The organism is Hydrobacter penzbergensis, from assembly GCF_900106985.1.
Lineage (GTDB): Bacteria > Bacteroidota > Bacteroidia > Chitinophagales > Chitinophagaceae > Sediminibacterium > Sediminibacterium magnilacihabitans.
In genome coordinates this window covers 381,813-393,577 of record NZ_FNNO01000001.1, presented here as the reverse complement: position 1 = coordinate 393,577, position 11,765 = coordinate 381,813, and the positions used below count along the sequence as shown (strand labels likewise).

Genomic DNA, 11,765 nt, shown 5'->3' with positions numbered 1-11,765 from the left:
TACAGGTGCACAACAAGAAGAAAGATAAACAGCGATGACTTGCTTAAGCTTTGGGAGGCTGCCAGATAGCAGATAAAAACTCAGAGGAGATAAATATATCGTTAGCGGGCACGATTTCAGACAAGTGATTGTAAACCGGTGGTTCAACAGTTGTAATCGGGGCAGGAAGTATAGAAGCTACGCTTGCAACCTGATAATGCGTGGTAGTTTTAAAAGGTAACTGCATGTCTCTTTCGTAATCAGCATCCTTTACATCACCATTCAGATAGTGCATCGTCAGGTAGCTTATAAATGAAACATCCTTATTCCCCTGCTTGTGTTCCTGGTAATGCTGCCAAAGTATCGGTAGCTTGAATAACTGCGAGAACTCAGTGGTAGCGCTGAGCTGTATGAATAAAAACAATATAGCAGTTACTTTTTTCAAGTATGCAAAACTACAGGTATTCTCACATTTACATGCCCAAGTTGTAAACTTAACGATAAATTAATAATCTGGAGACCTTTGTTTTATGCAGTCTTGTACTTTCGTCTAATCCAAATTTTTGGAACCGTATATTAAGTACTTGATAATGAGAAAGTTTACTTTACTAATTGTTTTCTCAGCATTGGCATCAATTTGTTTTTCGCAAAATTCGAAAGATAGCTTAAAGCCGCAAGAACTTCAGGAAGTAATGATAAAGTCCTGGATGCGGAACGATATTAACCGGTTAGCAGAGGAAACGGACGGTTATCTGACCAGTGGAAAGAAAAACGAGCTCATTACCCTAAGCGCCGCAAATGCCAACATTGCCATAAAAAATGCCCGTCAACTATTTTCCAAAGTGCCTGGAGTCTTTGTTTATGATATGGATGGGAGTGGCAACCAATTAAACATATCCACCCGTGGCCTCGATCCTCATCGGAGTTGGGAATTCAATGTGCGCCAAAACGGAGTGCTCATCAATTCAGATATGTACGGCTACCCTGCCAGCCACTATAGCGCACCCATGGAAAGCTTCGAAAGAATTGAAGTGATACGGGGAACTGGAGCGTTACAGTATGGCGCCCAGTTCGGAGGAATGATCAACTATAGCACTAAAAGGCCGGATACGGCAAAGACATTTTCTTTTGAAAGCATTAATTCGGCAGGCTCCTTTGGCCTGTTAAGTTCGTATAATGCCATAAGTGGAACCGTAAAAAAGTTCTCTTATTATGCTTACACGTACCGCAGGCATTCGAATGGGTATCGGAGAAACAGTGTTTCCGAAGCCGATGCCCAGTTTGTTCAACTGCAATATAAGGTCAGCGACAAAGTTGGAGTAAAGGCAGAATTAGGGAGATCAAAATATTTATACCAGATTCCCGGGCCATTAAACGACAGCATGTTTTTGACTGACCCCAGAATGAGCACCCGAAGCCGGAACTTTTTTAGCCCGGATATTTATGTTCCTTCAATCAGTTTAAACGCTGCGCTAAACACAAAAACGAAAATTAAACTAACAGCCTCCGGTGTTTTTGGCTTGCGAAACAGTGTGATGTTTGATGCTTTTGCCAACGTGCCCGATGCAATTGACCAGGCCAATCAATCGTACAAAAACCGGCAGGTAGACATTGACCGGTTTAACAGCCGTACATTGGAAGCAAGAATATTGCATCAATATCGATTGGGAAACGTGCAAAGCAAACTCGCTACAGGGGTCGTATATATGAACAATGACCTGCACCGCAGGCAACTGGGAAAAGGAACAACAGGCACGGATTACGATTTAACATTGGTTGAGCCCGGCTTTGGAAGAGATATTCATTTCAAGACCACCAATGTTGCCATGTTTGCCGAAAATTCCTTTCAACTCAGCTCTCGTTGGGTAGTTTCTCCGGGTATCCGTTTTGAAAGCGGCGTTTCCAAAATGAGCGGCATTATCAAATATTACACAGTAAACGAACTGCCTACCACCATCAATCATCATTTTGCCTTATTCGGCATAAGTTCCCAATATATATTGGATAAGGAAAACATGCTCTATGGTGGTTTTTCGCAGGCATATCGTCCGGTAATATTCAAGGACATTGTTCCTGCTTCTACTTACGAGCAAGTTGACAAGGCCCTGAAAGATGCTGCCGGGTATAACCTTGATGCGGGTGTCAGAGGAAAGATTTTCCAGCGCCTGCAATACGACATAAGTGTCTTCCGTCTTCTTTACAACAACCGGATGGGAACTCTGGTGCTACAAGACAATTCGGGGCAATCTTATACTTACAAAACCAACATTGGCAACAGCCGGACCAACGGGGTAGAACTGTTCCTGCAATACAAGCTTCCTGTTACCAGTCATCTATATGCAGGAATATTTACCTCCACCTCGTACATGAATGGCCGGTACACCGACGGCCAGGTTGCAGCAGGAGCAGGGAACAAATCAATCAGAGGAAACAAGGTTGAAGCTGTTCCCGACTGGATTAGTAGAAACGGGTTGGATATTTTATTCAAAGCCTTTAGCTGCACCGTTCTGTACAGCTATACTTCCTCCACTTTTTCCGATGCATTGAACACGCAGGCGCCGCCAGCAAGCGGAGCAAGAGGTTTTACGCCTGCTTATTCCATTTGGGATTTCAATGCCTCCTTTAGAGCCAATGCCCTGTTTACGCTGCGGGCAGGCATTAACAACATTTTCAATAAACAGTATTTCACCAAAAGGCCAACATTTTATCCAGGCCCCGGCATTTGGCCCGGTGACGGAAGAAATCTGTATTTGACACTCGGCATTAAAATTTAAGGCCGCTCTTTGGAACGGGCTGGAGGATTCAATAAGGCTGCCTATTTTCGGCGGATAGTGGATCTATTAACAAAAGGATTTTGTAAAAAGCCAGGTGAATAAATAGGTGAGACGTTTGTCACGCTTCTCTCTGTCGCTACATCTAACTTTGCAGCTATGACAGAAAAAGAATTTGCCAAGTACTTTCCATCCTTGGAAAAAGGTCTTATCGAAGAGCTATCCAAAGTGGGTGAAGTGAAAACATTAGCAGCAGGTGAAGTGCTGATACGTACCGGTCAAAACATTCGTTCAGCAATGTTGGTGTTAGGAGGCCTGATAAAAATTTACAGGGAAGACGACCAGGGCAATGAATTCTTTATATACCACCTGGATGCAGGAAAAGCCTGTGCCATTTCACTCGTTTGTGCTTTGGGCAAGGAAACCAGCGGCTTGATGGCAAAGGCAGTGACCGATGCCACTGTTCTCAGCATACCACTCCACAAGGTAGATGAGTGGATGGGTAAGTACAAAAGTTGGGCACAGTTTGCGGTAAGCACTTACCGGGAGCGCTTTGATGAGCTTTTGCAAACCATTGACCACATTGCCTTCCGAAATATGGATGAACGCCTGGTGTTTTATTTAAAGCGCCATCAAGAGAAGTTAAATACGAATGTTCTTACGCTTTCATATACCCAGGTTGCACAGGAGTTAAATTCTTCCAGAGAGGTCATTTCCCGGCTGATGAAAAAACTTTCTGAAAGAGGCATTGTGAAAATCCAAGGTTCACAGGTGGAGCTGGTTAATCTGGATAAAGCATTATAAAACTACAATCATCTTTTTAGCTCTGCGAAACGGCTTTGTAAACTTCCGTAGCTGTTGTTTCGTTGCAAGCTAAAAAATCAAAATCACCTCGTAATAACTTCAGCGCATAGCGTTCCTTTTCTATTTCTTTTTTTGTGCGAAAGCCCAGCATTCGAAAAGCAGGCAAAGGTGGGCACCATCCCTGAATGGCATGCTGTAGAAAAAAAGCAAGACCAAGGTCGGAAAAATAGCCCACCAAGGGCTGACAAACACGGTTAAGGACAGGCCGATTAATGCCACAATCGGCATGTTTACTTCCAGTGCTCTTTCAATGTCCCACTCCTGGTCCAATTCCTTTATTCTTTGCGAAATAGCGGCCTTCCCTGTGGTAAATACCGGGCAATGCTTTCCTTTATTTTTTCGTCAATTCTTTCATTGACGCCTGTTGTGGTGTGTTTTCTTACCCGCTCTTCCATGCTTTTTGTTTAAGCCGGTCACTCGTTCCGGCCTGGGCCTTCACAGTAAAACACAAACCTCGTGCCTTGCATCTCTATTGCTCAGACTGATGTCCGCTGCGTGACCTGAATCACGAAACGTGCTGTTGAATTTTTTCAGCTTTGCAGGCAAATAACAAAGCATGGAAGTTTTTGGTTACGTGGCATCATTACTTATTGGTATTTCACTCGGTCTGATTGGTGGCGGCGGTTCTATTCTCACCGTTCCGGTGATGGTCTATTTGTTTGGCCTGCAGCCGCTGCTGGCCACATCTTACTCACTTTTTATTGTTGGTTCTACCAGTCTGGTAGGCGCTTTTAATAATTTCCGCAAGGGACTGGTCAATGTCAAAGCAGCACTTCTTTTTGGTGCATCCTCCATTGTTACCGTATTCCTGACCCGCAAATTCATTGTACCGGCTATTCCCAAAACGATTTTCTTCATTGGGGGCGTAGCTATCACTGAATCGCTGCTGACCATGGTGCTGTTTGCCATTCTAATGCTGCTGGCTTCCTTCAGCATGATTCGCAACAAAAAAGTGCAGGCAGAGGAAAAAGAATGCAAGGATTGTATCCGCTTTGGCAAGCTGGTGATTTATGGAACAGCAATCGGCCTTGTTACGGGACTACTTGGCGCCGGTGGCGGCTTTTTGCTCATTCCTGCTCTCGTGTTTCTGTTGAAGCTGCCGATGAAGACAGCAATCGGCACTTCGTTGCTGATTATTGCCCTGAACTCACTCGTTGGCTTTACCGGCGACCTGGGGCACTTTGCCATTGACTGGAGATTTCTTTTAAAAGTAACCCTCCTTGCCACTACAGGCATTTTTATCGGTGGCGCTCTGGGCAAAAAACTGTCCAGCGAGAAACTAAAAAAAGGCTTTGGCTGGTTTGTGTTGGTGATGGGCATTTACATCATTATAAAAGAAACGTTATTCAAATAATCAAAAACAAGCTGTGACCCAAGTCACGATACAACACAGAAAAGCAATCGAATTTTACAACACCAAAAAATACAGAAATGAAAATCGAACAAATTTATACAGGTTGTCTTGCACAGGGCGCTTACTACATCGAAAGCGAAGGTGAGGCGGTGGTGATTGACCCTTTGCGTGAAGTGGAGCCGTATGTGCAAAAAGCAAAACGTAATGGCGCTAAAATCAAGTATGTTTTTGAAACACACTTCCACGCCGACTTTGTCTCCGGCCACGTGGATTTGAGCAAGCAAACCGGCGCACCTATTGTGTATGGACCCAACGCCAATCCATCATTTGAAGCCATCATTGCCAAAGGCGGGCAGGAGTTTAAAGTTGGTAACGTAACCTTTAAGGTATTGCACACTCCCGGTCATACCATGGAAAGCACCTGCTATTTGCTGAAAGATGAAAACGGCAAAGAGGTGGCGCTTTTCTCGGGAGATACATTGTTCATAGGCGATGTGGGCCGCCCAGACCTGGCGCAAAAAGCCGCCCACATGACACAGGAAGAACTGGCCGGAATCATGTATGATTCTTTGCGGAACAAGATTATGCCTTTAACAGATGACCTCATTGTTTATCCGGCACACGGTGCCGGCAGTGCCTGTGGCAAGAACATGAGCAAGGAAACTTCAGATACATTGGGTCATCAAAAGCAAACAAACTATGCTCTGCGGGCGGGCATGTCCAGAGAGGAATTTATTAAAGAAGTAACAGAAGGTCTGGCTACGCCGCCGGCATATTTTCCGTTGAACGTGATGCTGAACAAACAAGGCTATGAAAGCATAAGTGAAGTAATGCAGCGTGGCAAACAAGCGCTTTCCCCGGATGCGTTTGAAGCAGCGGCCAACGAAACGGGAGCCATCATTCTTGATACAAGAGACCCGCAAACTTTTGCAAAAGGTTTTATTCCCAATTCCATCAACATCGGTATTGATGGCAGCTTTGCCCCGTGGGTAGGTGCTTTGATACCCGACATCAGGCAACAAATTCTTTTAGTAACGGATGAAGGAAGGGAGGAAGAAGTCATCACCCGTTTGGCAAGAGTGGGGTACGATTATACCATCGGGTATCTGAAAGGCGGCTTTGCTGCCTGGAAGACCGCCGGAAAAGAAGTGGACAGCATTGCGTCCATTTCAGCCGACGAACTGGCGGAAAGATTAAAAAAGGAAAAGGCTGAAGTGCTGGATGTGCGCAAGCCTGGAGAGTACCTGAGCGAACATGTGAATGGCGCTATAAATATGCCCCTGGACAGTATCAACGATCACATCACACAGATTGGCAGGGACAAGCCTTATTATGTCCATTGCGCCGGTGGTTACCGCTCCATGATTTTCAATTCTATTCTGCGGGCACGGGGTTTTGAAAACCTGATTGATGTTAAGGGTGGCTTCAAAGCCATCAAAGAAAGTGGTACCCTTCCTGTAACGGACTATGTATGTCCGACAACGGTTAGCAAGAAATAACACACTAAGGAGAGAAAGAGGCTTTCTCTTTTTATCCATCACCTCTTAAAAAGAAAACGATGAAAAACATTTTAAATAACGCTGTCTTTGTTGATGTAAGAACACCTGAAGAATTTGCACAAGGTCATTATCCGGGTGCCATGAACATTCCGTTGGGTGAAGTCTCGCAGCGAATACATGAATTCAAACAAATACAGCAGCCCATTGTTACCTATTGCCGCAGCGGCAACCGGAGCGGAATGGCTGCTTCTATTCTACAGCAAAATGGCATTACAGATGTGTATAACGGCGGCGGATTGGAAGACCTGCTGCAACAAAAAAAATAAACAATGCTTAAATTTTTCAAAAGCTTGTTCGGGAAAGATAATCAGGAACTGGTAAGGGCATTTGAAAACGGAGCCGTGATTGTAGATGTGCGAACGGCTGCTGAATTCAGCCAAGGTCACATTCCCGGCTCTAAAAATATTCCTCTGAATGAGCTTAAATTAAAGTCGGATTTAATCCGCAAGTGGAACAAGCCGGTGATTACGGTTTGTCGCAGTGGCAACCGCAGTGGTATTGCCAAAGGGATTTTGAAAGCGACAGGTATTGATGCATACAACGGTGGGGCCTGGACCAATTTGAAAACATCTCAATAACATGAAAGAAAGAATATTGACCAACTGGAACTGGCTACGATTAGTTCGTTTACTCATAGGAGTTGTGGCGGTGGGACAAGGTGTCGGGCAACGAGAGACCTTGCTGGTAATAGCGGGAGTTTTTCTGTTGCTGAGTGCTTTGCTCAATTATGGTTGTTGTGGAACTGCAGGCTGCCCTGTTTCTAATTCAAAAAGGCAAGCCACAAAAGAAGTGGAATATGAAGAAGTGGATGCTTCGAAATAAAGGGTATTTCATTGGCGCTATCTTAGGCAGTTTGGCAGGGTTCTTCTATTGGAAATACGTAGGCTGTCTTTCAGGCACCTGTCCCATAAGCTCAAAGCCTGTGAACAGCACCCTGTATTTTGCTGTGCTGGGTGCTGTTCTTTTGGGCTCTTTCAGAAAGAAAAAAGCTGCTTCCATGCGTAAGCCATAATAATTCCCAAACAAGGGCCAATCGGAAATATTTTACCTAAAGAAAGTGAGATGCTTACGATGAAAGTATTGAAATCAAATTGGCCGGCGGTAGTGTTGTTGGTTGTCGTAGCTATGGTTACGCTGCAGGAAATCATCAGTTACGAGAAGCATAAGACAGGTATGCCACATGAACCTGCAGACAGTACCTGGATTGCTCCAAGCCTATACACTGACCAGATAACAAAGGGTAAAGAAAGGGAAATGATTATCTATGGCGAAGAGCTGATTGCCCATACAGGAAGCTATTTCGGACCGAAAGGCTCTGTTCTGCATATTAGCAATGGCATGAACTGCCAGAACTGTCATTTGGATGCCGGCAGGAAACCATGGGGTAATAATTTTGGTGCTGTGTATTCTACTTATCCAAAACTACGGCAACGAAGCGGGACAATAGAAGATGTTTACCAACGGGTGAACGACTGTTTTGAAAGAAGCCTGAACGGAAAGCCCATTGATACCAGCAGCCGGGAAATGCAAGCTATTTACACTTACCTGAAATGGCTTGACAAAGATGTGCCTAAAGGCAAGAAGCCCTATGGCTCCGGATTGGAAAAGCTGCCCTTTTTAGACAGGGCTGCAAGTACTGAAAACGGCAAACAGGTTTACCTCAACAAATGTCAAAGTTGTCATGGAGCGCATGGCGAAGGCCAGTTAAGTCCGGATGGCTTTACATATGCAATCCCGCCATTGTGGGGTGCCCACAGCTATAATGACGGTGCTGGTTTATACCGGCTTTCCGGTTTCGCTTCGTTCGTTAAAAACAATATGCCTTTTCATCAAGCCAGTCATCAAAATCCGGTCCTTTCCCTGGAAGAAGCCTGGGATGTTGCAGCATTTGTAAATTCACAACCCAGGCCACACAAAGACCAACATAGTGACTGGCCGGACGAAGCGAAAAAACCAATTGATTTCCCCTTTGGTCCTTATGCAGATCCCTTTTCGAAACAGCAACACAAGTTTGGTCCTTTTAAACCTATTGAGATGTGGAAAACGATAACCTACAGAACTCATTAAAATAACACTGAATTATACTATCGTGATGTAAGTCACGAAAAGGCATTTCCACTTTCAACAATTTTGCAACTGAATTATTTTGCGTATGATGGAATTACTAAAGCAACCGTGGCCATGGTATGTAGCCGGAGCAATTATTGGCTTGACCGTGCCCGCACTATTAATTTTAGGAAACAAGCACTTTGGCATTTCTGCCAACCTGCGCCATGCCTGTGCAGCCTGTTTGCCAGCCAACATAAAATTTTTCAAGTATGATTGGAAAAAAGAGGTATGGAATTTCTTCTTTGTGGGCGGCATTATCATAGGCGCTCTGCTGGCAACCCATTTTTTATCAAGTTCTGAACCGGTGAAAGTAGCGCCGGGCTTACTGTCTGAATTGAAAGCTTACGGCATTGAAGATCATTCCAGGCTTTTGCCCCGGGAGCTATTTAGCTTTAAAAGTTTAACCACTATGCGAGGCTTTATCATGCTGGTAGGAGGTGGCTTTCTGGTGGGCTTTGGTGCCCGCTATGCAGGTGGCTGCACCAGCGGACATGCCATTATGGGCATTAGTGACCTGCAGGTGCCTTCTCTGATTGCCACAGCAAGTTTCATGGCGGGTGGTTTCATTATGGCCAATTTGATTTTACCTTATATCCTTAGCTTGTAAATCACAAAAGATAAAAGAAATGGCTGAAGTATTAAGCAAAAGACCGACAACCCTTGCAAACGAGCAAACGGTAATAGACACTGATTACGAGGCAAGAGCGTTGGACACCATGTGTGTGAACGACTCGCATTTAAAGCATAAGTGGTATCACAATTTGAAATACGCTATGGTGGGTATCATCTTCGGCATAGCTTTTACCAAGGCAGAAATCATTTCCTGGTTCCGCATTCAGGAAATGTTCCGCCTGCAAAGCTTTCACATGTATGGGGTGATTGGAACAGCCATTGTTGTGGGAATGATTTCTGTATGGTTGATTAAGAAATACAACATAAAAACCATCTATGGTGAGAAGATAGAATTTCACCCAAAGAAGTTCAACAAAGGGCAAATCATTGGCGGATTGATATTCGGTTTGGGTTGGGCCATGACCGGTGCTTGCCCCGGGCCCTTGTTTGCCCAGATTGGTGCCGGTTTTCTGGTGATTGCTGTGGTGCTGCTAAGTGCCATTGCAGGTACGTGGATGTACGGCTATTTTAGGGAAAAGCTGCCACATTAGCCCTGTGAAGCAGTTGTGTTAACAAGTTATTATAAAGAGAATTTTCTCTATTTGTAATTGTTCCTTTTATTTTGCAAAACATGAAAGCAGGTACGAATACACTTTATCACAACGGCAGAAAGGTTTCTTCTGCGATGATATTTGTGCTTGCCGTTTTACTTTTAGTGGTTTCGTGTCCTCTAAAGCGTTTCCTACAGACCAATGCAGGTTCATCTATTACCTTTCAGAAAGGAACAAAAGCACAAACCATTACAAATACGAACTACAAGGCTGCTTCGTGTTGTTCTATCAAAAAAAAGGTTGTTTTGGTTGAAGCCGCCAAATTAAAGCAAACAAAGCCTGCTTCAACTCTCCTTACTATTTACAACCAGCAATCCGGCTTTTCGATACATCATTACCTCAGCAGCTTAGATGCACACGTTTATCCTTCTGGTTCTATAAAGCTTTCTTCCCTTCCTCTTTTCTTGCAACACCGCCGTCTTCTCATCTGATTTTCTTTCCTTCTCTCCGGTTAATTATTGTCTGCTGCACTCTGCAGCTAATTATTTCTATTCCATTTCACTCAGAAAGAAAATGATGAAAAAAATCGTTGTGTGGGCAACTGCCTTTGGGTTGCTGCATCATACCGTTGTATTTGCACAGAAACGGACTTATACACTTCAGAAGGTATGGCAAAAAACATTGCAGCAATACCCTTCTCTTACTTCGAAAAAACAATTGATAGAAGAGCAGGAACTAAAAAAGGAATTAATAAAGCAACAGTTCCTGCCGGAAATAAACATACAGGCCCAGCAAAGCTATGGGTCGGTTCAGAATGTGCCCGGCTCGTTCTTCCCCTTGCCGGGAATTTACACCATCAGCGGTAGCAATAAACCCATTCTTGAGAAAACTGCCGGTTCTAATTTGTACGCTTCCGCCGTATTGCAGTGGAATTTCATGCAATTCGGAAGAGAGCAAAAGAAATTAGACGTGGCCGATGCCGCTATCCGGTTAAGCACAAATGCACTAAAGCAGGAAGAATGGCAGATGTTATCCGCCGTAACCCGCATCTATTTTGCAGCGTTAAGCAGCAAGGCTGCACTGGAAATAGTTGCTGCGGATACAAAACGACTGGCTGAATTATTCAGCCTGATACAGTCTCAGGCCAGTGCAGGCTTGCGACCCGGAGCCGATACGCTGCTGCTAAAATCAGCCTTACTGCAATCTATTGCTAAGGAACACGAACAACAGGCAATTTTAAAGACACAGCTTATACAATTGTCCTCGTTCATCGGAGAGAATATACCTTTTTCGGACCTCGATACTTCTGTGTATTACCGGTTTCAACAAACGGTCATTGGTACAGGCGAAGCGCTTCAAAATCATCCTTATTTGCAGGTGTTGAATGAACGCATTCGTTTTGCAGAAGCCGAAAAAGAAGCCATTAAAGCAGAACGCTATCCTTCTGTTGGTTTGTTGGCCGGTGTAGGGTTAAAGGGTTCTGGCATCCAAACAGACGGTTCGGTTAATAAAGGTATTGCCGCCCCTTGGAACAATGCTTCAGGAAATTACCTTGTGGGTGTAGGACTAACCTGGGGTTTCTCTTCTCTTTACCAAAACAAAACCAAACGTGCTATTGCTGAACGTGTAATTGCTTCAGCCAAAGCTGACCGTGATGCCGTGAAAATACAGCTCAATGCTCAATATGCATCGGCTTTAGCCGGTTGGGATGAACAACGGCAAAAGCTGGCGGCTGCCAACGCCTCATTCAACGCTTCCAAGGAAGCTTATGAACTTTATGAAGTTCGTTATCAATCCGGCTTAATAAGCCTGATAGAACTGCTGCAATTGCAAAAAAACCTGCAGGATGCCGAGAGCAACTACGTTGCTGCGGTATATGGTTATTGGAACGAGCTCATCCAGCAGTCTGAAGCCCTGGGCAACCTTTCTTTATTACTCACCGCTATTCAACCCTAACCCAAACGAC

15 protein-coding genes are annotated in these 11,765 nt (G+C 44.5%); 13 read left to right on the top strand and 2 right to left on the bottom strand.

The genetic code is table 11. From position 1 onward, the window contains the following. Window positions 1-43: 43 nt before the first annotated feature. Window positions 44-424, bottom strand: coding sequence for a hypothetical protein (locus BLU98_RS01870; RefSeq protein ID WP_105469418.1), 381 nt, complete (start codon window positions 422-424; stop codon window positions 44-46). A 262-nt stretch (window positions 425-686) separates the two neighbouring features. Here BLU98_RS01870 and BLU98_RS01865 point away from each other — a divergent pair, with 262 nt between their 5' ends. Continuing rightward, window positions 687-2,753, top strand: a complete 2,067-nt coding sequence (locus BLU98_RS01865; protein ID WP_257574644.1) for a TonB-dependent receptor family protein — start codon at window positions 687-689, stop codon at window positions 2,751-2,753. Window positions 2,754-2,909: 156 nt separating this feature from the next. After that, window positions 2,910-3,554 carry a Crp/Fnr family transcriptional regulator gene (locus tag BLU98_RS01860; protein WP_092721522.1) on the top strand — a complete coding sequence of 215 codons (645 nt, stop codon included), beginning with the start codon at window positions 2,910-2,912 and terminating at the stop codon, window positions 3,552-3,554. Between the two features lie 16 nt (window positions 3,555-3,570). On the opposite strand, the gene BLU98_RS17650 is transcribed toward BLU98_RS01860, so the two are convergent. Beyond that, on the bottom strand, window positions 3,571-3,792 hold the full coding sequence (locus tag BLU98_RS17650) for a hypothetical protein (RefSeq protein ID WP_257574643.1): 222 nt from the start codon (window positions 3,790-3,792) through the stop codon (window positions 3,571-3,573). A 378-nt stretch (window positions 3,793-4,170) separates the two neighbouring features. Between BLU98_RS17650 and BLU98_RS01850 the strand changes: the two genes are divergently transcribed. The 11 genes from BLU98_RS01850 (at window position 4,171) to BLU98_RS01800 (ending at window position 11,755) form a co-directional block, all read left to right on the top strand. Then, window positions 4,171-4,968, top strand: coding sequence for a sulfite exporter TauE/SafE family protein (locus tag BLU98_RS01850; RefSeq protein WP_092721521.1), 798 nt, complete (start codon window positions 4,171-4,173; stop codon window positions 4,966-4,968). Window positions 4,969-5,045: 77 nt separating this feature from the next. Next, window positions 5,046-6,467, top strand: a complete 1,422-nt coding sequence (locus tag BLU98_RS01845) for an MBL fold metallo-hydrolase (protein WP_092721520.1) — start codon at window positions 5,046-5,048, stop codon at window positions 6,465-6,467. A gap of 59 nt (window positions 6,468-6,526) precedes the next feature. Beyond that, window positions 6,527-6,793, top strand: coding sequence for a rhodanese-like domain-containing protein (locus BLU98_RS01840; protein WP_092721519.1), 267 nt, complete (start codon window positions 6,527-6,529; stop codon window positions 6,791-6,793). A 3-nt stretch (window positions 6,794-6,796) separates the two neighbouring features. Then, window positions 6,797-7,105, top strand: coding sequence for a rhodanese-like domain-containing protein (locus BLU98_RS01835; RefSeq protein WP_092721518.1), 309 nt, complete (start codon window positions 6,797-6,799; stop codon window positions 7,103-7,105). A 1-nt stretch (window position 7,106) separates the two neighbouring features. After that, complete coding sequence (locus tag BLU98_RS01830; protein WP_092721517.1) at window positions 7,107-7,349, top strand: hypothetical protein; 243 nt, start codon at window positions 7,107-7,109, stop codon at window positions 7,347-7,349. Then, on the top strand, window positions 7,324-7,539 hold the full coding sequence (locus BLU98_RS01825; protein WP_092721516.1) for a DUF6132 family protein: 216 nt from the start codon (window positions 7,324-7,326) through the stop codon (window positions 7,537-7,539). The genes BLU98_RS01830 and BLU98_RS01825 overlap by 26 nt, the downstream gene beginning before the upstream one ends. A gap of 50 nt (window positions 7,540-7,589) precedes the next feature. Further along, on the top strand, window positions 7,590-8,594 hold the full coding sequence (locus BLU98_RS01820; protein WP_257574642.1) for a c-type cytochrome: 1,005 nt from the start codon (window positions 7,590-7,592) through the stop codon (window positions 8,592-8,594). Window positions 8,595-8,679: 85 nt separating this feature from the next. Continuing rightward, window positions 8,680-9,243: a YeeE/YedE family protein gene (locus tag BLU98_RS01815; RefSeq protein ID WP_092721515.1), complete on the top strand. Its 564-nt coding sequence runs from the start codon at window positions 8,680-8,682 to the stop codon at window positions 9,241-9,243. Window positions 9,244-9,262: 19 nt separating this feature from the next. Next, entirely contained in the window at window positions 9,263-9,799 is a 537-nt protein-coding gene (locus tag BLU98_RS01810; protein WP_092721514.1) for a DUF6691 family protein, read from the top strand. 80 nt (window positions 9,800-9,879) lie between these two features. Continuing rightward, complete coding sequence (locus tag BLU98_RS01805) at window positions 9,880-10,290, top strand: hypothetical protein (protein ID WP_092721513.1); 411 nt, start codon at window positions 9,880-9,882, stop codon at window positions 10,288-10,290. 85 nt (window positions 10,291-10,375) lie between these two features. Continuing rightward, a complete protein-coding gene (locus BLU98_RS01800) occupies window positions 10,376-11,755 on the top strand; it encodes a TolC family protein (protein WP_257574641.1) in 1,380 nt (459 codons plus the stop codon). Window positions 11,756-11,765: the final 10 nt, after the last annotated feature.